At 42.5% G+C, this 22,894-nt stretch carries 20 protein-coding genes; 9 read left to right on the top strand and 11 right to left on the bottom strand.

The features are described from left to right. Positions 1–108 precede the first annotated feature (108 nt). From DP114_RS22965 to DP114_RS22975, 3 genes are all read right to left on the bottom strand, one after another. The gene (locus DP114_RS22965; protein ID WP_169266686.1) at positions 109–345 is read right to left on the bottom strand and encodes a hypothetical protein; all 237 of its coding nucleotides are present in this window, start codon (positions 343–345) and stop codon (positions 109–111) included. Between the two features lie 889 nt (positions 346–1,234). Beyond that, positions 1,235–1,831: a hypothetical protein gene (locus DP114_RS22970; RefSeq protein ID WP_169268135.1), complete on the bottom strand. Its 597-nt coding sequence runs from the start codon at positions 1,829–1,831 to the stop codon at positions 1,235–1,237. A gap of 543 nt (positions 1,832–2,374) precedes the next feature. Then, a complete protein-coding gene (locus DP114_RS22975; RefSeq protein WP_169268136.1) occupies positions 2,375–3,730 on the bottom strand; it encodes a helix-hairpin-helix domain-containing protein in 1,356 nt (451 codons plus the stop codon). 221 nt (positions 3,731–3,951) lie between these two features. On the opposite strand from DP114_RS22975, the gene gatA reads away from it, so the two are divergent. Beyond that, complete coding sequence (gatA, locus tag DP114_RS22980) at positions 3,952–5,406, top strand: Asp-tRNA(Asn)/Glu-tRNA(Gln) amidotransferase subunit GatA (RefSeq protein ID WP_169268137.1); 1,455 nt, start codon at positions 3,952–3,954, stop codon at positions 5,404–5,406. Between the two features lie 38 nt (positions 5,407–5,444). On the opposite strand, the gene DP114_RS22985 is transcribed toward gatA, so the two are convergent. Further along, a complete protein-coding gene (locus DP114_RS22985; protein ID WP_169268138.1) occupies positions 5,445–6,323 on the bottom strand; it encodes a RodZ domain-containing protein in 879 nt (292 codons plus the stop codon). A gap of 165 nt (positions 6,324–6,488) precedes the next feature. On the opposite strand from DP114_RS22985, the gene DP114_RS22990 reads away from it, so the two are divergent. The 4 genes from DP114_RS22990 (at position 6,489) to DP114_RS23005 (ending at position 12,032) form a co-directional block, all read left to right on the top strand. After that, positions 6,489–7,373: an alpha/beta hydrolase gene (locus DP114_RS22990; RefSeq protein ID WP_171977217.1), complete on the top strand. Its 885-nt coding sequence runs from the start codon at positions 6,489–6,491 to the stop codon at positions 7,371–7,373. Positions 7,374–7,808: 435 nt separating this feature from the next. Beyond that, positions 7,809–8,900 (top strand): helix-turn-helix domain-containing protein, encoded by a 1,092-nt coding sequence (locus tag DP114_RS22995; protein WP_171977218.1) that lies wholly within the window; start codon positions 7,809–7,811, stop codon positions 8,898–8,900. A 311-nt stretch (positions 8,901–9,211) separates the two neighbouring features. After that, positions 9,212–10,570 carry a serine/threonine-protein kinase gene (locus DP114_RS36110; RefSeq protein ID WP_171977219.1) on the top strand — a complete coding sequence of 453 codons (1,359 nt, stop codon included), beginning with the start codon at positions 9,212–9,214 and terminating at the stop codon, positions 10,568–10,570. A gap of 37 nt (positions 10,571–10,607) precedes the next feature. Then, positions 10,608–12,032 (top strand): ABC transporter substrate-binding protein, encoded by a 1,425-nt coding sequence (locus tag DP114_RS23005; protein WP_171977220.1) that lies wholly within the window; start codon positions 10,608–10,610, stop codon positions 12,030–12,032. Between the two features lie 73 nt (positions 12,033–12,105). Here DP114_RS23005 and DP114_RS23010 read toward each other — a convergent pair whose 3' ends face one another. The 4 genes from DP114_RS23010 to DP114_RS23025 form a co-directional block, all read right to left on the bottom strand. After that, complete coding sequence (locus DP114_RS23010; RefSeq protein WP_169268143.1) at positions 12,106–12,702, bottom strand: CPBP family intramembrane glutamic endopeptidase; 597 nt, start codon at positions 12,700–12,702, stop codon at positions 12,106–12,108. A 199-nt stretch (positions 12,703–12,901) separates the two neighbouring features. Then, positions 12,902–13,969, bottom strand: coding sequence for a DUF3326 domain-containing protein (locus DP114_RS23015; protein ID WP_171977221.1), 1,068 nt, complete (start codon positions 13,967–13,969; stop codon positions 12,902–12,904). Positions 13,970–14,213: 244 nt separating this feature from the next. Then, positions 14,214–14,390, bottom strand: a complete 177-nt coding sequence (locus DP114_RS23020; RefSeq protein ID WP_169153755.1) for a hypothetical protein — start codon at positions 14,388–14,390, stop codon at positions 14,214–14,216. 67 nt (positions 14,391–14,457) lie between these two features. Continuing rightward, positions 14,458–14,772, bottom strand: coding sequence for a 2Fe-2S iron-sulfur cluster-binding protein (locus DP114_RS23025; protein ID WP_169268145.1), 315 nt, complete (start codon positions 14,770–14,772; stop codon positions 14,458–14,460). Positions 14,773–15,060: 288 nt separating this feature from the next. Between DP114_RS23025 and acnB the strand changes: the two genes are divergently transcribed. Continuing rightward, complete coding sequence (acnB, locus tag DP114_RS23030; protein WP_171977222.1) at positions 15,061–17,727, top strand: bifunctional aconitate hydratase 2/2-methylisocitrate dehydratase; 2,667 nt, start codon at positions 15,061–15,063, stop codon at positions 17,725–17,727. Between the two features lie 377 nt (positions 17,728–18,104). Continuing rightward, on the top strand, positions 18,105–18,581 hold the full coding sequence (locus tag DP114_RS23035) for a hypothetical protein (RefSeq protein WP_171977223.1): 477 nt from the start codon (positions 18,105–18,107) through the stop codon (positions 18,579–18,581). Here DP114_RS23035 and DP114_RS23040 read toward each other — a convergent pair. The 3 genes from DP114_RS23040 to DP114_RS23050 form a co-directional block, all read right to left on the bottom strand. Beyond that, complete coding sequence (locus tag DP114_RS23040) at positions 18,556–19,308, bottom strand: FkbM family methyltransferase (protein WP_171977224.1); 753 nt, start codon at positions 19,306–19,308, stop codon at positions 18,556–18,558. The two genes, DP114_RS23035 and DP114_RS23040, sit on opposite strands and share 26 nt — an antisense overlap. Positions 19,309–19,448: 140 nt before the next feature. Further along, positions 19,449–19,739, bottom strand: a complete 291-nt coding sequence (locus tag DP114_RS23045; protein WP_171977225.1) for a hypothetical protein — start codon at positions 19,737–19,739, stop codon at positions 19,449–19,451. Positions 19,740–19,912: 173 nt separating this feature from the next. Beyond that, positions 19,913–20,374, bottom strand: coding sequence for a VOC family protein (locus DP114_RS23050; RefSeq protein ID WP_169264695.1), 462 nt, complete (start codon positions 20,372–20,374; stop codon positions 19,913–19,915). Positions 20,375–20,415: 41 nt separating this feature from the next. On the opposite strand from DP114_RS23050, the gene DP114_RS23055 reads away from it, so the two are divergent. Together DP114_RS23055 and DP114_RS23060 are read left to right on the top strand one after the other, a co-directional pair. Further along, positions 20,416–20,613: a hypothetical protein gene (locus DP114_RS23055; protein WP_169264696.1), complete on the top strand. Its 198-nt coding sequence runs from the start codon at positions 20,416–20,418 to the stop codon at positions 20,611–20,613. A 320-nt stretch (positions 20,614–20,933) separates the two neighbouring features. Next, complete coding sequence (locus DP114_RS23060; protein ID WP_172195267.1) at positions 20,934–22,730, top strand: hypothetical protein; 1,797 nt, start codon at positions 20,934–20,936, stop codon at positions 22,728–22,730. The last annotated feature ends 164 nt before the right edge of the window (positions 22,731–22,894 follow it).

Consider the following 22,894-nt stretch of genomic DNA (forward strand, 5'->3'; position numbering starts at 1 on the left):
TGCGCCCACATGGCAGAAATTCAAAATGTACCTAACAGACACCCTGCGCAAAATGTGCAAGTGCTGTCTGTGAGGCACAAAAATTTCTTTACTTTATTATTTTTGTATTTAATCTTGTCTATAAGTATTGTTTTTAACATCCATCAACCAAATTTTTTCTAGAATGGCAATTCTTCTACGGTAAACAGTAGTACGATATTTTTTATAAGTAATTATACTCATCAAAAGAAATAAAGGAAAAGAAATGATAGACAAGCCTATAAGATTATTAGTATGGGCATCAGCAGTACCCTGAGAGTGAGTGTTTAAGGCTTCAGTTGGCTGAGTAGTAGAGTAATGTGGCATTAATACCTCCAAAGATATATAGTTCTACTAATAAAGCTTCAAGGGGAACGTTTTATTTTTCGCACAAGTTGAGGATTTTCCGGATGTATCCGGACTGTGGTTACTAAAACAATGAGTATTTCTAGTTCCCATAGTCATAAAAGCTTTTATCTTTAGGAATACTTTTGTCAAAATACCCTCATTATAAAAGAGTAGGGGTGTAAGGGTGTAGGGGGGAAGAGAGGATTTTCCTTGTGGTACACCCCTGCCCCGGAATCAAAAGGGTACAAGCCCCCACCAAATCATAGATTTGGTGGTCTCCAATCAGTGGTGGGTACAAGCTCCCACTGATTGTATCCCCTACACCCTTACACCCTTACCCCCTTACACCCCTAGTTTTTGACACCCTTACACCCTTACAAGAAAGTCCGTAAGCGCAACGTCTTGTGCAGCAGAGATCGAAAGGGTTCTCGCGTTGTGTTCTGTTGGGCTGTTTTACCCGACCTAATTCATTCTAAATTCTGACTTGTGACCTCTATGCCCAGAGGGCACGCACTCGCGTTGGGGGTTCGCCCTATGGCCCTCCGCCACGCCTTACGGCTATCGCCGTATGCGCAAAGCGCACGCCTTACGGCGAACGCGCAGCGTCTCCGTTCGCGTTTGCGTAGCGCCAAAGTCTGCCGGGGGGAGTATCCCCCCGGCGAGCTTTGCCCCTTCGGGGCTAGCGTGTCCGTTCGGCACGGGGCCGTGCCCGTATGCGCAAAGCGCACGCCCAGAGGGCGAACGCGCAGCGTGTCCCTTTGGGACTCAGGGCTCAGGACATAGGAGATACGGCACGTCTGAGCGCAGAGCGCACGCGGCTTGGGCGAACGACGAACGCAGTCGCTCATGGGGGAAACCACGCCACACGCTACAAGTCGGTAGAGCCGCCCAACGCAGTGGCTCCCCAAGACCGCGCTGGCTCACTTGTGAGTTCTGTTCTATAGTTTCTTCTCCAATATTTAAGTTTGTCCATAGAAATTGACTTAGTGACAACATTCACTCCAGTTCCTCGCCAAGCAACTTCTGAATCTGTTGTAAAAACAGCACATTCTAATTGTTCTAGCTTAATATTCCAATACTCACTAAATCTGCTTTTCAAAGTTATGACTTGCTCAAAAACTTTATTTCTATGCTTATTTCTTCTTTTCCTTTCTGTTGCTCCTGTTGCTTCTGTATCAATAAATTTTGTTTCTATTAAGAAGATATTACCTAAGGAACTTAGATAAACGAAATCACACTTACCCAAATCTGTATAGTCAGCGATTGGCGACTTTTCAAATAACAGTAATTCACAGCAGAAAGGAAATATCCGTTCAATATTCAAGAACAAATAAGCCTGCAATAGGAGTTCGTTATCGTAAGGAAAACTCACAACACCCTCAAAAAATCTTTTAATCTCTTCCTGAGATTGGGGTTGAATTCTTTTACAATGTACAACAAAATTCTTTACCTCATCTGCGATCATGCAGTTTTCGTTTCCTCCTCCTTATTAACACACATTCACCATGCATCAAAATATACACTGTATTGAAAAAACAAAACATCCGCATAAGTAATGAAAAAACGAGCCTATTTTCATTTACTTACGGTAAATTATTGAGAGAATAATTGTATTTATTCAAGCATTTGTATACGTAATAATACTGTATTTAGGTGACATCCTGACCCTCTGGTAGTAATGCCATTTCACCAAAGGCTTGATACAAATGATTTTTCTCCAATTATTTCCCCCCCACTCTCTAGTAGAATTTACAGCAATTTTCAGCTAAATAGACCACATTGTAAGGGCGCAACAGCCTTAGTATCCATGCTTGATTTTGCGCAAAACCTTATGGAAGCTTGTAATTCAAATAGATGAAAAATGCTGTAATATTTTTACACGTATGCAGGAGTCATCACTCATTAACGGGACTTGATATTACAGATAATCAGATTCCCGACTTATGCAACAAGTCGGGAATCTTGCAACCTCTGGCAATTAATGACATGAACCACAATCGGTCTTTGATTAAACATCAGCAAGCGATTGTGGATAAGCAGAGAATCTAGCATTTAGAAGAGCCTGAACAGTTGTTCTAGAATCTTGCACCCAAAATTGTCGTCCAAAACGGACAAGTTGACGGGAAGTTCCGGCTTGTACAATTCCTATAACTGGAACTTTTGCTTTTTCTTTGTCTCCTGAGTATTCTTGCAAAATTGTTCTGAGGCGATGTTGTTCTTCAATTGTGGCTGCTTGTTGAGGATTCAATTGCACCATAACCAACTGTACTGTTTCTACTAGCTCTACATCTTCAACAATCAATTGATTTTGGTCGTCGCGTCGGTCTACTTTTCCCCAAATTATTAACCGAGAGTCAATTTGGAGCAAAGAGTGAATCCGCTCATAAATTTTAGGAAAGACGATGGCTTCTAATTGTGTGGTTAAATCTTCGATTTGTAAAATAGCCATTGGCTCGCCTTTTTTTGTCATGACTTTTTTAACGCCATTGAGCATGACAACCGCACAAATCGTACTTTCTTCTTTCTGTGCGCCAAGCTGCGAAAGGTTTATCGGAGCTAGAACACGTGCTGAATTACTAATAGCTTTGAGTGGATGATCTGATACATAAAATCCTAAAAGCTCCTTTTCCATTTGCAACTTTTTCTGTGGGGGAAAATCAGGAACTTTTTGAGCTTTGGGAGCTGTATCAAAGTTATTTTGGTTTTTATTAGTGGTAGCGGCAGTAGAAAATGCGCCGCCGAACAAATCAAAGAGATTTCCCTGTCCGCTCGCTCTGTCTCTGGCACGAGATTGTGCCCAGTCGTATACTAGTTCTAAGTCGCGAAGTAACTGGTAGCGATTGGAGTCAATTGTGTCAAACGCTCCACAAGAAATCAGCGCTTCTAAACTACGGCGGTTGACAGCACGCAAATCCATGCGATCGCAAAAATCAGCTAGAGACTTAAACTCGCCTCCTTCCTTTCTCGCTTCCAAAATACAGGCTATTGCGTTCTGTCCCACGTTACGAACAGCAGATAATCCAAACAAAATGTTGTTACCTGACGGTGTAAAATCTACACCAGAGCGATTGATATCTGGCGGCTCTATATGAATTTTCATATTTGCGCAGCTGGAAATATATTTCTGCACCTTGTCTGTGTCATCGCTGTTAGCCGTCAACAGCGCCGCCATGTATTCCAACCGATAGTTCGCTTTTAAATACGCAGTTTGATATGTAACATAAGCATATGCCGTTGAATGGGATTTATTAAAACAATTAGAAGCAACTAAGCCATCTTTAATAACAAAATTATGGTCGCGCTCTACCCCAATGTCATAGACATTTTGCGTCCCTAAACTTTTTCGAGTGACAATTTTAACCATTTTCTTAGCCCCTAAAAGCGATAAAATCAATTAATTTCTAAAATTGTCAAAAGCGTGTAACGCTCATTTTGACAGCAATAAATATTAATTTAGTCCAATTAAAGCTTCGACAACGCTAGCGCTTCAACATTTAAGTAGAATATCTGCACAGCCCAATCTAGTGGGCAGAAGTCGTCAAAGTGTACTAAAATCAAGGACTTGAGTCGTAATATAAAGTAATCATGGCGTCCATCCGCGAGTTGCACACACAGCTAATTAATAAAGAACGCTCTGCAGTTGAAATTACGCGAGTTGCATTAGAGCGCATTCAAGCATTAGAGCCAAAATTGCACAGTTTTTTATGCGTGACTGCCGAGAGGGCACTAGAGCAAGCGCAGCAAGTGGATGCTAAAATTGCCGCTGGGGAAGAAATCAGCATACTCACAGGGATACCGATTGGAATCAAAGATAATCTGTGTACCAAAGGAATTCCCACCACCTGCGCCTCTCGAATTCTAGAAAATTTTGTACCACCTTATGAATCAACTGTCACCCAAAAACTGGCAGATGCTGGTGCGGTGATGGTAGGTAAAACAAATTTGGATGAGTTTGCGATGGGAGGTTCCACAGAAAACTCTGCCTTTAAACTCACGGCTAATCCTTGGGATTTGTCGCGGGTTCCAGGTGGTTCTTCTGGTGGTTCAGCAGCAGCAGTCGCAGCAGGAGAATGTGTTGTTTCTCTGGGTTCTGATACTGGTGGTTCGATTAGACAACCAGCCTCTTTCTGTGGTGTTGTGGGAATGAAGCCAACTTATGGACTCGTTTCTCGCTATGGCTTGGTGGCTTTTGCTTCCTCTTTGGATCAAATTGGACCATTTGCACGCACAGTAGAAGATGCAGCGATATTATTGAAGGCGATCGCCGGTTACGATTCCAAAGACTCCACTAGTCTGAAAGTCGAAATACCTGATTACACCGCCAACTTAAAACCAGAACTTCCTAAAGGAAAGCTCAGAATTGGTGTGATCAAAGAAACTTTTGGTGAAGGTTTGGACTCACAAGTCGAAGAAGCTGTCAACAAGGCGATTAAACAATTAAAAGAGTTGGGAGCAGAAATTCAAGAAATTTCTTGTCCTCGGTTTAGGTATGGCTTACCCAGCTATTACATTATTGCTCCATCTGAAGCATCGGCAAACCTAGCTCGCTACGATGGCGTCAAGTATGGCTACCGCGCTCCTGATGCAGATAACTTGATATCAATGTATGCTCGCACCCGCGCCACTGGTTTTGGTACAGAAGTCAAACGCCGGATTATGATTGGAACTTACACCCTTTCGGCTGGTTATTACGATGCTTATTATCTCAAAGCTCAAAAAATTCGCACCCTGATTAAGGAAGACTTTGAAAAAGCTTTTGAGAAAGTTGATGTTTTAGTTTGTCCGACAGCTCCCACCACTGCATTTAAAGCAGGGGAAAAAACTTCAGATCCATTAAGTATGTACTTAATTGACTTGATGACTATTCCCGCTAATCTTGCTGGTTTACCGGGTATAAGCATCCCATGCGGTTTTGATAACAATGGGTTACCAATTGGTTTACAGCTTATCAGTAATGTACTACGAGAAGACCAACTGTTTCAAGTCGCTTATGCTTATGAGCAAGCAACGAGTTGGAAAGAGCGATCGCCACAACTATAGTCCTCTATATATTAGTAGTAATCACTAGTGACTCATTACTATTGACTATTCACTGTTTCTGGGGTGAATGTCACTTGCTTGATACTACCCATACTTCCTAATGGTGCTGGTTGCTTCTTATTCGTAGAAATCAATACCGCACCAGCATTACCAGAACGAACCATCACCTCTTTTTTTGCCGTCCAGGTTTTCTTATCTCCCTTCTTTAATTCACCTTCAAACTCAGTTTTGCCATCTACTTTAACTCGTAGCCATGATTTGTCCTGAAGCTCAAGAGTCACTTCCACTGGAGTTGTTGTCGCCTCTTGGGGTGATGGAGTTGGAGTTATAGTAGTTAGTGCAGATGATGGAGTTGGGGTTATATTAGTTAGTGCAGGTGATAAAGGCTTGGTTTTTGATGAAGTGACACGTGGACTAGCTGGTTTGGAGGATGTTAATGATGAAGTCACAGTTGCAGATTTCGCTTTTTGTTCAGCAGCAAGCGGCGACAAGTTTTTTTGACTAGAAGATTGAACTGAGCGTTGTGGATTGAGAAGAAAAAACAGTCCCAAGGAAGCGACACCTAATAACAGGACGTAGGGTACAAAAAGAGGTATATATATGGTTGGTTTCTCATCTACCACTTGATTATCATTATTTGATTCCTCAGGAGTCAAACAAATATTTGCAACACTTTTTGCTAAAGCAGCACCGTCAAGTCCGATAGCATCTCCATAGTGACGGATAAACCCTTGGACATAAATTGGCTCGGGCAATTCTTCAAATCGCCCTTCTTCCATGGCTTGTAAGATGGCGGGTCGAATACGTGTGTAAGCTGCGAGTTCTTCTAGACGTACTGATCTTTCCTCTCGTGCTTGCCGTAGATGTCCAACTATTTCCGCTAGTTGCTCCTTTTGATCTTTATTTAAGAGCTTCACTTTCTTCTCCTTTATGTTTTAATTTTCATTCAATCACAAGATACTTAATTTTATGTACACTTTTTAACTCATCTTATTTTAAATCATTTTTGATAACAGATTCCTCACTCTCTTTTGATAGAGTTCTTTTGTTAGGCTAAAAATATTGTATTTATAAATACTGACATGATAGCAAAAAAGCTGCAATATTCAGTGCAACTCATATTTTCATTCTTATTTTATGTAGCAGTCGTTGTAGTAATTATCTATTTGGCTGTATGTATATTTCTTTTTCTCAGACAAACGCGATTTCTTTTTTTTCCCTCTGGTCTTATTGAGACAACACCAGAGTTTTATAATTTACGTTCTGAAGAAGTTTGGTTGCCTGTGTCAGCTAAATCAGGTAAGGTAGAACAGATTCATGGTTGGTGGATAGGAGCAGACCAACCAAATGCCAAAGTTTTGCTCTACTTGCACGGTAATAGTGTTAACATTGGTGCAAATGTTACTCGTGCCCATTGGTTTCATCAACTAGGGTTTTCAGTATTATTGATTGATTACCGTGGTTTTGGTCGTAGTGAGGGTCGCTTTCCCAATGAATCGCGGGTTTATCAAGATGCAGCAACAGCTTGGAATTACCTAGTGTACCAACAAAAGATTCCACCCAGCAACATTTTGATTTACGGACATTCGCTGGGAGGTGCGATCGCTATTGATTTGGCTGTTAAATCTCCAAACGCTGCTGGCTTGGTTGTAGAAAGCTCTTTTACCTCGATCCGCAAAGTTCTCGCTTACAGGAACAATTTTTGGATGTTTCCAGTCGATCTTATCCTGAGACAGCATTTTGATTCGATCACGAAGGTGCCAAATTTAAAAATGCCAGTTTTGTTTATTCATGGTACTGATGATGTCATTGTACCTGCTTTCATGAGCCAAGACTTATATGCTGCTGCTCCTGAACCAAAAAAATTGATTCTCGTTCCTGGTGCAGCACATAATAACGTGGCACAAGTCGCTCCTTCTGTATATTTAGAAGCTATTCGGTCTTTTGTTATTCTCGTTGAGTCCTGAATTTTTAGCTCTTGAGTACAAACTTTACCAAAAAGAAGAAGAACTCACCTACTCAGAATTTGTTAGTAGGAGATAAAGATTCATACTAATAGAAGACTATACCCATTTTCAATTTTGCTATTCTTAAGTTGACTCATTCTACGTTCTACGTTATTTTTTGTTAAAATATAATTCGTATAATTTTTAGCATGACCTCTACAATTTTCATCCAAGAGGCATTTGTTTCATGCCAAAATTCAACTGTCAAAATTTATTGAATTCTTAGTATGAAACTCTTATAGATGAACACGACATTATTGAGTTAGCAGAATTTTTTGATTTTTCTTATATTCAGAAAAAATAACTCAGTAACAATCCGGAAACATCAGGACACAGTAGAAGAGATTATACAGATAGAACTTCCCTTTGTTTAATTGCCGCAAGAGGCCCCCTACAATGGCTACTACATCATATTTGTTAAAAATTCTTGACAATCCAACTATTGAAATATCTCAAGATGAATTGCGGACGCTTTTAGGTGAAATAGAAGCTGAACTGCATCAGAGCAAAGTCTATCGCCGTGCTGTAGTCATCTTGCAAAAGTTGCTAGGTTCTTCAACTGAGCAAGCCAATGTTTTGTTTAAAGCAGTAGGCAGAGAAGCGATTGGTTTAGCATTTCGGCAATTTGTACAGCAATACCAGAAAGTTCAAGAGAACCCGCACTCAGACAGCACGAGTGAAATATCAACTATAGAAAAGACAAATTCTACTAATGAATCATTAGATGATTCATCACAACCCTTAACAAGTGTTGTTGAGCAAAAAACTATTATAAAAACTGATGACAAAGCTCAATTACCATCAGAATCTCCGGTAGAAAGTCACAAAGCAAATGATTCCGCAAAAGCCAAACCAAACCGCCCGAAAACGAAAATTGGCTGGCAAACTCCTGGTAAAAAACGTAAACAAGCTGAATTAGCCAAGCAAATGGCAGCTGATCAGCGAGTGGAAACTATGCGTCAAATCGGTCAACAACTACGGCAAGCTCGCCAATCCCAAAGTCTTTCTCTGAACCAACTTCACGTTTATACTCACGTACCCCTCCATCATATGGAGGCACTGGAAAGGGGTGATTTGGAGTTGTTACCAGAGGATGTGTATCTTCGTGGTTTTATCCGGGTTATGGCTAATGCTCTTGGATTGAATGGCACAGATTTAGCTGCTTCCTTGCCTGCACCAGAGCCAGTAAAAGCAATTTTACCTGCGAAGTATGAGCATAAAAGTAATCCTGGATTAGGAATAGCACTGCATCCAGTACATTTTTACCTAGGCTATGCAGCTCTTGTGGCTGGCTCAGTCGGAGGATTATCAATCATGGCGTCCCAACAAGCAAGTGCAGACAAAACGATCGATAAAGATGCAGCAACTTCACCTTCTTCATCATTCACTAAGTCATCCCAGCAAACAAAACCAATTTCTAAGCCAGGGCTGTCTAATCGTGTTAGTGTCACCGTTGGACTTGATATTGCCCCACCCGAAGCTCTTTAAGAGTCATGAGTGATGAGTGAACAATACTGTAGAGACTGTACAGTACAGTCTCTACTATGTGATTAAAATAAGAACTACTACAACATTAAGATTCCTATCGAGTTTATATTAAGCGTTAAGAGTTCCCTTTTTCGGTAAGGGAACCTAGATTGTCTGAAATCAGACTCTTAGATTATAAGAGTCATGAGGTGCAAGATTTGAGATTTATTACATTCGCGGATCACAAATCCGGAAAGTTCAGAAAACTTGATGTATATTGATTACGATTAATAAAAGACAGTAAAAACACGAACTAAGACAGCAACAATATTATGATTTGCTGCCTAAATCCCGAATGCTCTTATCCCCTAAATTCACAAGGAAGAAATTTCTGTGAAAATTGCGGGGCAGAGTTGATTGAGTTACTCAGGGGTCGTTACCGCATTATCAAACCATTAGGAGGCGGCGGATTTGCTCGCACCTACCTTGCTGAGGATGCAGATAAGCTTGATGAGCAATGTGTTGTCAAGCAACTGGCACCACAAGTTCAAGGAAGCTGGTCACGCCAAAAGGCGATGGAGTTGTTTCAGCAAGAAGCAAAACGTTTACAACATTTGGGGGAACATCGCCAAATTCCTACCCTCTATGCCTATTTTAAGGAACGTAACTACCTTTATCTGGTGCAGCAGTTTATCGAAGGGGACGATCTGTTGCAGGAGTTAAAACACAAGGGTGTGTTTGATGAAGCAAAGATTCAAGAATTCTTGCAAGATTTATTACCTGTTGTGGTAGCAGTACATGAGCAGCAGGTGATTCACCGAGATATTAAGCCAGAAAACATCCTTCGCCGTGAAAGTGATGGTAAGTTGGTGCTGCTTGATTTTGGGGTATCGAAACGAAAGACTGGAACAGTCCATGCGAAACCAGGAACGAGTATTGGTTCATTTGGTTATGCACCTTATGAGCAAATGTACTCGGGTGAAGCTTATCCTGCGAGTGACCTCTATAGCTTGGGAGCAACGACTTTTCATTTATTGACTGGTGTTTCACCGTGGGAGATATGGATGAAACAGGGCTATAGCTGGACTACTACCTGGCGGCAGTATTTAAAACACCCAATCACTGAGGAGTTAGGGTTAATTATTGATAAATTATTGCAAGAGGATTATAAACAACGTTATCAGACAGCAGAAGCTGTTTTACAAGATTCGTTTTTTGTGTTGTCTCCACAGCCTAGCCTACAGCATACAATACTCTCGCCTGTTCAACCAGAAACACTGACGCAACAAATTCAACAGCAACCACCAAAATATCAAGGGCAGTTCTCCATAGAGAAATTATTGCCTTGGGCAATTATGACTGGTTCAGGGAGTTCGTTTCTTTTGATCGCCCTTTTGAGTTCTGTCGGAACTATTTGGATCAGCTCTAGTTTATGGCTGTTCATTTTCCTAGGATTCATCTTTGTCCAGTCTTATTCAGTTTTTGAAAAAACTTATTTATTTATCGTTACCGGAATCACAACATTATTTATTGTATTTATCTACAAGAATTTTTACATTGTTAATCTTCTTAAAGCAGGCATAGATGGATTCTTGGTTTTAATCTTGCTAGCCATTCTTGCTGGATTACTAACTTTTACTCTCTTGACTGTTTCTCAAATATTGAACAGCTTTATCTCGAAATACTTCTAATTTTAGAGATAAATTTTGGTTGGCTGAGGTTGTGTATATGAAAAATCAAGAAAATATTCGCCTCTTTATTTCTTTGGGGCTGGCTGGATTACTAATAGCAGCAATTTTATGGTTATTGGGTAGAGTCGTTCGTCCAGAAAAAGAGTATTCTGGGCAATTTCAACCAAATAGTGCTTCAATTTCTCCATCTTATATCAATTCACCTTTAAAAAACCGAATGAGCTTGGGTGAAAAAGTTTTTGTCAGGGAAGGAAGACCTTCTGATAAAGATGCTGGAAGCAAGGCATTTGAAGCCGGTGACTTTAGCACTGCTGTCAGTAAATTCCAAGTATCCTTGCAAGCTAAACGTAATGATCCGGAAACATTAGTTTATTTGAATAATGCCAAAATTGGGAAATCTAAATCCCTAAAGGTTGCTGTCGTTGTACCAATTGGTATTTCTTTAAATGAAGCAGAAGAAACTTTACGCGGAGTGGCTCAAGCTCAAGATGAAGTGAATAGCAGCGGAGGAATTAATGGGCTACCGTTACAACTTGAAGTTATTAGTATTGATAACTTTGATGTGATGAAAGAAATCAGCGTGGAATTGGTAAAAGATACCAGTATCGTCGCTGTTGTAGGCTTTAGCCGTGATTCATCAATTTATAATAAAGGTGGTTTGGTAATGGTTTCAACAATCAATCCCAAAAGACCATCTCAACCTACACAGTATGTTTTTTATGCGACTCCAAAATTTGATGTTTTTAGTGATGCGATCGCCAGCTATATCACTAAAAAAACTCGCCTCACCAACATCGCTATTTGTAGCGACTCTACATTTTTAGTGAATCAGGAAAAAATCAGTCAGGAAATTGTAGAACAATATACTGATTCCATCAAAAAATATGGAGGTAAAGTTACCAGTACCGCTTGCGATTTAAGCGCTCCAGATTTTCAACCCAGTGCTTTTCTTAGCCAAGCCATCAGCGATGGAGCAGAAGGTTTGATACTCATTCCTAGACCGGATAAACTGAACTTAGCTATTGATGTAGCACGAGAAAATAAAGGTAGACTGCCACTTTTCAGTTACCAAGGAGTGTATACTGAAAGAACTTTAAAGTATGGGCAAGCAGATGTCAAAGGAATGGTGTTTGGTGTCTCTTGGCATAATGATGTTGTTGGAAACAAATCTTTTGCTCAAAAAGCCATTGGGCTGTGGGGTGGAGAAGTTAGTCCACGAACTGCGACAGCATATGATGCACTTCAAACAATTATCGCTGGGTTGAAACAAGGCAACACCCGCCAAGAGTTACAAAAAGCTTTGTCTAATCCAAAATTTTCGGCTTTAGGAGCAACGGGAAAAATTCAGTTTTCGCAAACAGGCGATCGCAAGGGCGGAGTTTTTCTAGTAAAAGTCGAGCCTTGCAATCCAAGTCAGTCTTGCAATTCTAGTACTGGCTATCGTTTTAAACTTCTGGAGTGAGTGTCACTTCGCGCTACAGCAGTTTTGAGCAGCGAAGCGGCTAAGAGTTAGATTCCTACTTCCCAATTCTTATTCAATTTTTAACAATTTGAGACTGCCCAATCTTCCATGAATAGCTAGAAATCAAATTGGTCAGAATATGAGCAACAATTGGTACCAACAAGTTACCACTAACAAGAGCACTAAAACCTAGCAACATTCCCACAATGCTTGCCCAAATAACATAAGGCCATTGTTGGGAACCACTCAGGTGTAAGACACCAAAGCAAAGACTTGAGATGATCACAGCCCCATAGCTATATCCAAAGGCTGGTAACATCACACCCCGAAATAACAATTCTTCACTTAATCCAGGTAGTAACCCCAGCCATATCAAGTCTGGCAAAGCCAAGGGCTTTAGCACCATTTCTAAGTAAAAATCAGCGCTTTTACGATAGGGAACCCATAGGCGATAAATAATCGTACTTAAGGCGGTGATGCCTAAACCTAACAACACGCCCCAAAGCAACTCTGTTTTATCCCAGCGCCAAGGCATGAGGGCAAAGTTACCAAATTGTAGCCATAGCTTGGCGACTATCCATAAAAGTATTGCAGTCACTCCCATCGCCACCAGCACTTGAGTGCGTGTCAAATAAGGGATTTCTGGCTCTTGCTTGTGCTGTTGTGCCACGATAATCTATGAGGGGAGAAGGGGACAAACCAATTCAAAGTTCAAAAAAAGAATTCTTAATATTGAATGTCGAATTTCTAATTTTAAATTAGAGCGTAATGGAAAAGCGCACACTTCGTGTTTGTATAAGCCTACGCAGCACTTCGCAGCGTGCGCCAGAGGCGCTTAGCGAGTGGGGACGAGGGAAATTAATAACTTCTTAACTATTTATTAGAGATTGCAAAGGGGATATATTTGGACTCAGAACTGATGGATTAATGCCTGCCTTGAGGGCGGCTAATACACCGACTGCCTCTAAATATGTCTTTACCTGTATTGATTTTATCCCTAAAGGTTGAGGTCGAACATCTACCTGAGTATGATTTTCCTCCACAGTAATAATTTGGCATCGCCTGTTCTGACTTAAACTCAGTAAAGCGCTGTTGCCACAAGCAGTTGCTGGTACAATTGCTGCATCAACTTGGTTTGCCCAAATATCTCCAAATTCGGACAATTCGTATGACCTCCCAGTTATAAACTGGGGAGCGCGGCTCAAACCAACAAGCACGCATGGTAAAAAAGTATAACCTAATTCTTCTGCAGCGGAACGGGGAGATAAATTGGAATCTACAGGTGAAGGTAAGAAGGCGGGTGAATGGGCGCAAGGAACTTGAAAAGTTCGTACAATCAAATGACTGATCACAGCTTCTGCACCAGCAATCGGATCAACCCCTTTTCCTTGGCGGTAGTTTTGGTCTGCTTGTTCATCCAGAGTATCAGGAAAACGAGCAACAACTGCGATCGCCTGTGCCCCCGCTTTTTTAATTAAAACTTCCGCCGCCCGTAATAAACTATCTGGATTGCCTATCGTTCCCCAACTTATCCCTGATGCAGATTGTCGTAATTCTACGTTTAATGGTGCATCAGTTATGACGTAATCTGTCATGGATAATCCCAGGGTGGCTCTGGCTGCATCCGCTGCCTGTAAGTGTCGTAGCCGTAATTCTGGTTCTATTCCTTGGTCAAGAAGCAAACCTATGCGATTTTGATGAACTGGGCGTAAACCCCACCATCCAGCAGCAAATTTGTCAAGTCCGTAACCTTCAACGTAGAAAGTGTTGGGCAGGTTCCAGTAGAGACTGGCACCATTGAGGACATTGGGGTGGGTGATCAGGCGATCGCAAACCTGTGAAGCAGCTTTGGCAACTGGCAATGCATCTCCCGCATAACCTCCTATTGCTGCCCCAATGCCTGTAGGAATAATTAAGATAGCAGTGTATTGACGCACGTAATCAAGTTAAAAAGAAGAATTCAGGATTCAGAAGTCAGAAGTTAGAAGTCAGAAATAAATTGCTATTTACTTGTGAATTGTTATTAGTTATTTCTAAGTAGGTCGGTATTATTTCATCTTAATATTAGACCTCACCCTCAATCCCTCTCCTTCATAAGGAGAGGGAAGCCGGAGGCAGGGTGAGGTTTACCACCTTACTTGAAATAAGGAGTGAGGGAGTGTTGCTATTAGTTATTATCCATTAGCCTTCTGTAGTCACAACAGCTTCAACGGTACATGATTGTTGTTTCACGTCTACAGATGTCACTGCCCAACGCAAAGGTTCTCCCTGTTTTTTCAACTCTACTTCAATTGCTTTTTGGAGTTCTGTGGGAGTTTCCTGTAGATCTATTTCTGCGGTAATAAAATGAGTTGTCATTGTTTCATTCCTTACTTAATTATATACACACTAAGACGGATATACAGACAAGCTGTTTAAAGCATCTCTACTTACCAAATTGCAACTGATAAACAACTTCTTCCTTTTCGGCTTCAATTTTTAAATCAGAACGAGGGTAAGCAACGCAAAGCAATACATAACCTTTTTTTTGCAGTTCTGGGCTTACACCCATGCCTTCACTTTGATCTACGCTTCCAGATAGAATTTGGGCAGCACAAGTCGTACAAACACCAGCATGACAGGAACTTGGCAAATCTAATTGGGCTGCATCAGCAACTGATAAAATGGTTTGATTTTCGGGGACTTCCAAAGTCTGAGTTTTGCCTTGGTGGGTAATTTCAACGGTGTATGTTTTGGGCATATAGAATAGCAATGCTGTGCAACGGACAAGTTAAATATCTTATCTTAGAAAAAGATGGACAACTCAAGAAAGAATCGCCAGCAATAAACTTAACTGGAAAGAGCTTGACTCGCTAGGGCATGATCCAGTGATAATTATAAGTCCTTGCTAGACGAAAAAATTCACCTAGGAAAATTTATCACTTGTTCATCTGGCTTGTTACCGACAATCAGGGAAAACTACCCATAATGAATGGGCAATGATTGTAAACATTAAATCGAATTCTGGATCGAATATTTGGAGAGCAGAATGCTGGAATCATACCGCAGTCACGTTGCCGAAAGAGCAGCACTAGGAATTTCCCCCTTACCTTTAGATGCAAATCAAACATCAGAACTATGTGAATTATTAAAAAATCCGCCTGCGGGTGAAGAGGAGACATTAGTGGAGTTGTTGCGCGAACGCATTCCACCTGGAGTCGATCCAGCCGCATATGTCAAAGCTGGTTTCCTCACCGCTATTGCTAAAGAAGAAATCACTAGCCCCCTGATTTCACCTATTGAAGCTGTGCAATTGCTGGGGACAATGATAGGTGGCTACAACGTGCAATCATTAATTGAACTCTTGCAGAGTCCTAGTATATCCTTATCATCATCTTCCGACACTCCTTTGGTGATGGGTGGGCAAGGAAAAGAACCTATAGCAGCATACGCCGCCACCGCCTTAAGCAAAACCCTACTGGTGTATGACGCCTTCCACGATATTTTGGAATTATCCAAAACCAATCCTTTCGCCAAACGAGTGATAGACTCTTGGGCAGAAGCCGAGTGGTTTACCATTCGTCCAGTTCTCCCAGAATTCATCAACGTTGTCGTTTTCAAAGTTCCGGGTGAGACAAACACCGACGACTTATCCCCTGCGCCCCAAGCCATGACTCGCCCAGATATTCCCTTACACGCTTTGGCAATGCTGGAAAGTAAAATGCCTGGGGCGTTGGAAACCATTGCTGAGTTAAAGAAAAAAGGGTATCCTGTCGCCTACGTGGGAGATGTGGTTGGTACAGGTTCCTCCCGTAAGTCAGCAATTAACTCTGTACTATGGCACATTGGGGATGATATTCCTTTTGTACCCAATAAACGAGCAGGCGGATATATTTTAGGCTCAAGTATCGCCCCCATCTTTTTCAACACTGCTGAAGACGCTGGTGCTTTCCCCATCCAGTGCGATGTTAGCAACATGGAAACCGGGATGGTAATAACCATCTATCCCTACAAAGGAAACATCACTAATGAAGCAGGCGAAGTCATTTCCACCTTCACCATCAAACCTGACACCATTCTTGATGAAGTTCGCGCCGGTGGACGGATTCCCTTACTGATTGGACGCACTCTCACCGACAAAACAAGACTTGCACTTGGTTTAGAACCCAGCACAGTGTTTACCCGTCCCCAGCAACCTGCTGACACAGGTAAAGGCTACACCTTAGCACAGAAAATGGTGGGCAAAGCCTGTGGTTTATCGGGTGTTCGTCCCGGTACCTACTGTGAACCCATGATGACAACTGTTGGTTCTCAGGATACCACAGGACCAATGACTCGCGACGAGTTAAAAGAACTCGCTTGTTTGGGTTTCTCTGCTGAGTTGGTGATGCAAAGTTTTTGCCATACAGCAGCATATCCCAAACCCGTTGACATCAAAACTCATCAAGAACTACCTGACTTCTTCTTCTCTCGTGGCGGAGTCGCATTGCGCCCCGGCGATGGAATCATCCACTCCTGGTTAAACCGGATGCTACTTCCCGACACTGTGGGAACTGGTGGCGACTCCCACACCCGTTTTCCCTTGGGAATTTCTTTTCCGGCTGGTTCTGGGTTAGTGGCGTTTGCTGGGGCGTTGGGTGTAATGCCTTTGGATATGCCAGAATCTGTTTTAGTAAGATTTAAAGGTGAATTACAACCTGGCGTCACTTTGCGGGATGTTGTGAATGCTATTCCCTACGTCGCAATTCAAAAAGGTTTACTGACGGTAGAGAAGAAGAACAAGAAAAATGTCTTTGGTGGGCGAATTTTAGAAATAGAAGGTTTGCCAGATTTAAAAGTTGAGCAAGCTTTTGAACTCACCGACGCTAGCGCCGAACGTTCTTGTGCAGGTTGTACTATCAAGCTCAGTATTGAGACAGTTTCTGAATATCTGCGTTCTAACATAACGTTGTTGAGAAATATGGTAGCACGGGGCTATCACGATGAGCGCACTATCATGCGTCGCGTTGCCAAAATGGAAGAGTGGTTAGCAAATCCAGTGCTATTGGAAGCGGATGCAGATGCAGAATACGCAGAAGTTCTTGAAATTGATTTAAACGAAATCAAAGAACCTATTGTCGCTGCTCCTAATGACCCCGATAATGTCAAATTATTATCGGAAGTTGCCAATGATCCAGTGCAAGAAGTTTTTGTTGGTTCTTGCATGACAAATATCGGTCATTATCGCGCGACTGGTAAAGTGTTAGAAGGTGCAGGTTCTGTCAAGACTCGGTTGTGGATTTGTCCGCCAACTCGCATGGATGAACACCAACTTAAAGAAGAAGGTGTGTATGACGTTTTTGATGCTGCAGGTGCGCGGACAGAAATGCCGGGATGCAGTTTATGCATGGGAAATCAGGCGCGAGTTGCTGATGGTGTGACGGTGTTTTCTACCTCTACTCGCAACTTCAACAACCGCATGGGCAAAGACGCGCAAGTTTATCTCGGTTCAGCAGAGTTAGCAGCTGTTTGTGCGCTGTTAGGACGCCTTCCCACAGTGCAGGAATATCTTGATATTGTGGCGAATAAGATTCATCCTTTTGCTGATAATTTGTATCGCTATTTGAACTTTGATCAAATTGCTGATTTTGAGGATGAAGGTAGGGTGATTCCGTTGGAGGAAATGCCGAAGATTGAGGATATTTTGGGTATGCCGACGGGGGCTGGTAGCAAGTAGAAAATGATCTATAAGCCTGTAGGCTAAAGCCTAGAGTGATATGAGCAAAGCCCGCCTGTGCGGGCTTTTTGCAAAACATAGTAGTATTTTTTCTTTTTGTCATGGACTTTAGTTTTTATGAGAATCTACTCCTTTTAGTGGAGTGAAGAATACCTATTTTTTAACAGCAGAGGCGCAGAGGACACACAGAGATGAGTAAAGCGTTAAGCGTTAAGCGTCTCTACCAGTTATTTACCCTTCGGGTGTGCGCAGAGCGCACGCCTTACGGCGAACGCCCTTCAGGAACGCCCGTCGCCTGACGCCACATTCTACCCTGCCCGGAGGCGTTCCGCCTACAACGGGGCGGCAGCTTTTCGGGGGAAGCTTCCCCCGAAAACGTGCCTTGGGAACCCGACAGCCAGTCGCCACGACGGTCAAAGCTCGTCGCTTGGGTTGCTTCCCCCGACAGACTTTGGGGGAACCCCAACGCCCTTCGGGTTCGCCAGTCGCCTAGGTCGGGAGACCCTCCTGCAGCGCTGGTCTCACCAGGTCCCTCTGTCGGGAAACCCTCATCAAGGACTGGCTCCCTCCGGGAACGCCCGTCGCCTACGGCGGGAAACCCTCTGGGTTTGCGTAGCGCCCCCTATGCCTGCGGCACGGCTACGCCTATCGGGGCTAGTTGCCACAACGCGCTTAACCCGCGCAAGGCACAACTCTTGGCAGCGCTGGATTCACCGCAAGGCGCTGCTCTGGGCACAGAAGTGGCACATGAGGGAAACCCTACCAAGAGCGCTGGACTCACCAGATGCCTAGGTCGGGAAACCCTCATCAAGCACTGGTCTCACCAAATCAAACCGGATTCGTATAACTCTTGAAGAAAAAGCCATCCATATCAAGAAGCTGTCCGGTATTTACATCGCTAAAGACTGGGAGTATATGATAAAGTTCAAATTTGTTTTCTTTCATAAACGCAATGGAATCATTATATAGTCTTTGATTTTTATACAAAGCTTTCAATGACAGTTCCATTTGAACCCCAACAACTTTTTGGAGAGATTCATTGGCTCCTTGTAGAATCTGCTCTTCAAAACCTTGACAGTCTAATTTTAAAAAAACTTTGGAATTATCTAACTTATTTTCGTTCCAAAAGGTATCTAAGGTCTTTAATTGAATTTGGATTTTCTCTTTAACTTCAAAAGCAGGTGCGACACTTTTGGCATATTCTGTGGGTTCTAAAATAGAACTTAAATCGGAGAAATTGGTTAAGTTTATTTGAGTGGTTCCATTTTCCGCTCCCAAAGCAAAATTAAAACCTGACCACTTTGAGTCTTTCGCTTTCGCTTTTTGAAGAGAGTTAAAAACTTCTGGTACTGGTTCTATGGATAAAATACGCCCATCAAAACCCTCGCTTCTAATTTCTGTCGCATATTGACCGAGATTAGCCCCTACATCTATAACTGTGTCTACATTATGGTTCTTTAATAACGTGATTAAAAAATTATATTTGCGAGGCGGAAATCTCACGACATCAAACCCTGTCTTGTGAATCAAAGGGCGGAGATTCTTCATCGAAAATTGCCGGATTTGATCAACAAAAATCATTTTTTAAAAAATTAAGTGATGATAAAGTACGATGGCGATACGCCTCTGGCGTCTGCCCTTTGGGCAATCGCTCTACCTTTATCTTATCAATTTTCTCGCAAGGTAATAAAAAGGCAGACGAACAACACAACACGCAACAGCTAAGATTCGGGTGGAATGAAGCTGGCATTTTTTGTGGAACTATCCCAAACTATCCAGGCAAATTGATTATCTAAGTCACTTTCATTCTTGGCGACTTTGAAATAAATCTTTTCACCATTTCTGGCTTCAACGGCGAAGTCAGCTTTGTCAGCATATATTACCTTAAAACCATTGTCTCGTAGACAATACATTGCCCAAGCTTTCAACGACTGCTTGTGTGGCTCATGCGGAATTGGAGGTTTTGTAATCACCTCTTCAATAACTTGATATGTCTGTTGTAAATTAGCCATTAGTCATTGAGTCATTTTGTCAAGATTTTTTTATCGTCGATTAAAGAGTTCGGTGACTTTTACGTCTATACGCAGTTTAGGTGAACTATTGGGGTTCAAATCCCCATCTCCAACTGAAAATGTCTTGATTTTGAATGAGCGAATTTTGAATTGTTATTTTCTTGTGTTGTCAGCTATTGTGGATCACAGCGAATCTCTATCATAAAGCCATCGGGGTCATAAAAGTACACACCTCTACCAGTAGGACGTGTAACTGGTCCGTGGGCAATTTGTATTTGATTTTGTCTTAAAACTTCTACTGCTTGCTCAAACAATTCAGGAGCAATGTCAAACGCCAAGTGGTATGCTCTGGTAAAAGCACGTTCTGGATTTGGATCTGGCGGTGGTAAGTCTGGTTCCCAAAATAAATCGAGAATAGTACCATCTGGAGTGACAAAATTAGCGACTTTTCCTTGTGCGACTAAGTCTACCAGAGTTGCAGGAACTTCATCACCAGTCAGTTCGTGCAAACCAAGAATATGATTGTAGAAGTGTCGAGAGCCTTGCATATCATGGACGTTAAGGGCTATGTGATGTACTCGTCGCAAGTCACCGGAAGTCAGGACACTTTTGAGGGATTGAGGACTTTGTAGCATGGCGGTACTCAATTGACTGATTAAGGCAGAAGGTACACTTAATGACTTTTCCCTCTACCAAACGCTTCACTATTGATGAGTATCATCATCTCATAAAACTGCGATTCTTTCATGCAGATGACGACATTGAATTAATTCACGCAGAAATCATCGAAATGGCAAACAAAACAGTTACATTGCCCTTTTTCCCTGATTTATCGCTCTATTCTCTAGTGTTTTTCCTAATTTTTATCAAGTAGAGCAAGGATTATCAGTAATACTTGATTGTCAGGTATTTTAGTAAAAAATAAAACATACATAACACAAAATAAATATTTACAAAAGCTGAGATGAAAGCTCAGAAATAAGTCATAAATTATATCATACAAAATCGAGTGTATACGGTAATTTTGTATAGTCCTCCACAAAAGCAAACTATAGCTTTAGAGAGACTATACCATTTAGTATGTCTGTCTTTGGAGCAATTCAATTATTATTTGTAATCGTTAAATTTTCTAGTGAAGACAACATACAACTGAGCGCTAACCTTTTTAATTTCTTAATTAAGGAAACGATTGACATGGTTGAGAGCAGGCAGGCTTCGGAACGGACGAATGTAAATACTGCAAACAGCATAACTACAAGTCAACCTTATGCTGGTACAGTAGGCACAAACGTAGGGGTTGGGGTATCCAGAACAGATGATGCGAACCGCGTGAGCATCGGTCAACCCAGTGTGGGTTCATCAGGGACAAACATAGGTGCAGGGTTATCTACAGACGCCTATACGAATTCAGGGACAAACATAGGTGCAGGGTTATCTACAGACGCCTATACGAATTCAATTAGCAGTAATGGTCAATCCGGTGCTCAAGCAGCAAACGGAGGCAAAAATCCTATGCTAACTAGAGCACTGATAGGCGGACTCATTGGTGGTACATTGGGCTCAGTAGCAGCGGCTTTTGCGGGTAAAAGAATAGCTCAGGGCGTTAGCGTTGCTGCAAAAGGTTTAGGAGAAGCTGCAAAGACTATCGGTGGGGGTCTTAGCCAAACAGGAAAAGGTGTCGGGGAAGCGGTAAAGAGTCTCGCTGATGGTGCGACACAAGCTGTTGTCGGTGGCGCAGTGGATACGGCTAAGGGTGTTGCTGAGGGAACTAAGCAAGTTGTAGAGGGTACATTGGACGCAGTACAGAATACAGCACAGGGAGTTAACCAAGCTGTACAAGCTGGAGCGGAGATAGTCCAGGATACAGCAAATAGTGTTGCCGAGGGTACTAGGCAAACCGTAACAGGTGCATTGGACGTAGTACAAAATACGGCACAGGATGTTAACCAAGCTGTACAAGGTGCTGCAGACACTGCAAAGGATACTGCAAATCGTGCTGCACAAGGAACTAGGCAAGCCGCACAAGGTGCTGCAGACACTGCAAAGGATACTGCAAATCGTGCTGCACAAGGAACTAGGCAAGCCGCACAAGGTGCTGCAGACACTGCAAAGGATACTGCAAATCGTGCTGCACAAGGAACTAGGCAAGCCGCACAAGGTGCTGCAGACACTGCAAAGGATACTGCAAATCGTGCTGCACAAGGAACTAGGCAAGCCGCACAAGGTGCTGCAGACACTGCAAAGGATACTGCAAATCGTGCTGCACAAGGAACTAGGCAAGCCGCACAAGGTGCTGCAGACACTGCAAAGGATACTGCAAATCGTGCTGCACAAGGAACTAGGCAAGCCGCACAAGGTGCTGCAGACACTGCAAAGGATACTGCAAATCGTGCTGCACAAGGAACTAGGCAAGCCGCACAAGGTGCTGCAGACACTGCAAAGGATACTGCAAATCGTGCTGCACAAGGAACTAGGCAAGCCGCACAAGGTGCTGCAGACACTGCAAAGGATACTGCAAATCGTGCTGCACAAGGAACTAGGCAAGCCGCACAAGGTGCTGCAGACACTGCAAAGGATACTGCAAATCGTGCTGCACAAGGAACTAGGCAAGCCGCACAAGGTGCTGCAGACACTGCAAAGGATACTGCAAATCGTGCTGCACAAGGAACTAGGCAAGCCGCACAAGGTGCTGCAGACACTGTTAAGGATACGGCACAGGGTGTGAACCAAGCTGTACAAAGTGGCGCACAAAATATTAAGCCTTCTGAAAATCAGAGCAATCAATATCAAGAGCGGACGGTTGCAGGCAACCAGCCAATCAATAAAGGTGAAGTTGAAATGGATCGTACACCAGTGGTCTATATTTCAAGGCCAGAGAACAAAGAGCTACTTGTTGATCCAGTTGTGCCTGTAGATGCTGAAACCTCATTGGGTTCTGGTAAAGGGGACTCGCTTGAGGAAGAAATAGCTCGGATTGACGATTACAAATAGCCATTTAACATTGCGAGGGTCATCAATCAAACCTAGACGTAACAATGATGCCCCTTTTTAAATAAAGGTAGTCCTATTGGACTACCTGTCAACATAGGAACCTCGCAAGTTATAAGAGATAGTTTTTTCGGCTTAGACCTTGTCAAATCAAAGACAAAGGTCTA

The sequence above is a fragment of the Brasilonema sennae CENA114 genome (assembly GCF_006968745.1).
Lineage (GTDB): Bacteria > Cyanobacteriota > Cyanobacteriia > Cyanobacteriales > Nostocaceae > Brasilonema > Brasilonema sennae.

Coding starts and splice junctions, on each gene's coding strand:
- DP114_RS22965 (WP_169266686.1), bottom strand. CDS start 345: ATGCCACATTACTCTACTACTCAGCCAACTGAAGCCTTAAACACTCAC.
- DP114_RS22970 (WP_169268135.1), bottom strand. CDS start 1,831: ATGATCGCAGATGAGGTAAAGAATTTTGTTGTACATTGTAAAAGAATT.
- DP114_RS22975 (WP_169268136.1), bottom strand. CDS start 3,730: ATGGTTAAAATTGTCACTCGAAAAAGTTTAGGGACGCAAAATGTCTAT.
- DP114_RS23020 (WP_169153755.1), bottom strand. CDS start 14,390: ATGACAACTCATTTTATTACCGCAGAAATAGATCTACAGGAAACTCCC.
- DP114_RS23005 (WP_171977220.1), top strand. CDS start 10,608: ATGAAAAATCAAGAAAATATTCGCCTCTTTATTTCTTTGGGGCTGGCT.
- DP114_RS23040 (WP_171977224.1), bottom strand. CDS start 19,308: ATGATTTTTGTTGATCAAATCCGGCAATTTTCGATGAAGAATCTCCGC.
- gatA (WP_169268137.1), top strand. CDS start 3,952: ATGGCGTCCATCCGCGAGTTGCACACACAGCTAATTAATAAAGAACGC.
- DP114_RS23055 (WP_169264696.1), top strand. CDS start 20,416: ATGACTTTTCCCTCTACCAAACGCTTCACTATTGATGAGTATCATCAT.
- DP114_RS23060 (WP_172195267.1), top strand. CDS start 20,934: ATGGTTGAGAGCAGGCAGGCTTCGGAACGGACGAATGTAAATACTGCA.
- DP114_RS23050 (WP_169264695.1), bottom strand. CDS start 20,374: ATGCTACAAAGTCCTCAATCCCTCAAAAGTGTCCTGACTTCCGGTGAC.
- DP114_RS22995 (WP_171977218.1), top strand. CDS start 7,809: ATGGCTACTACATCATATTTGTTAAAAATTCTTGACAATCCAACTATT.
- acnB (WP_171977222.1), top strand. CDS start 15,061: ATGCTGGAATCATACCGCAGTCACGTTGCCGAAAGAGCAGCACTAGGA.
- DP114_RS22990 (WP_171977217.1), top strand. CDS start 6,489: ATGATAGCAAAAAAGCTGCAATATTCAGTGCAACTCATATTTTCATTC.
- DP114_RS23025 (WP_169268145.1), bottom strand. CDS start 14,772: ATGCCCAAAACATACACCGTTGAAATTACCCACCAAGGCAAAACTCAG.
- DP114_RS23045 (WP_171977225.1), bottom strand. CDS start 19,739: ATGGCTAATTTACAACAGACATATCAAGTTATTGAAGAGGTGATTACA.
- DP114_RS36110 (WP_171977219.1), top strand. CDS start 9,212: ATGATTTGCTGCCTAAATCCCGAATGCTCTTATCCCCTAAATTCACAA.